This is a genomic window from Streptomyces beijiangensis (assembly GCF_017315755.1).
Lineage (GTDB): Bacteria > Actinomycetota > Actinomycetes > Streptomycetales > Streptomycetaceae > Streptomyces > Streptomyces beijiangensis.
This window is the reverse complement of the sequence record NZ_JAFLRJ010000071.1, coordinates 1-202: the sequence shown is the minus strand read 5'-3', so window position 1 is coordinate 202 and position 202 is coordinate 1. Positions and strand designations below refer to the sequence as shown.

Annotated in this window: 1 protein-coding gene; it reads right to left on the bottom strand. The window is 66.8% G+C overall.

Annotation, left to right across the window (positions count from 1 at the left end; genetic code table 11):
• On the bottom strand, positions 1-202 hold a 202-nt coding region (locus tag J0695_RS08220; RefSeq protein WP_206961205.1), incomplete at both ends, for a TetR family transcriptional regulator C-terminal domain-containing protein.

Here is a 202-nt window from a genome sequence, read left to right as displayed (position 1 = left end):
TGGTCGGCCATGTCCACGTCCGGGTCGTGCAGCCACTGCATCTGCAGACCGTCTATGAGGGCGAACACCATCAGCGCCAGCCGCTCCGGGTCGAGACCCGGCGACAGGCGTCCTTCCTCCTGCAGCTTCCGGAGCGTATCGGCCGTGATGGTACGGCTGACGGCGTAGCGATCGCGGAAGAACGCATGGGCGGGGTGCTGCT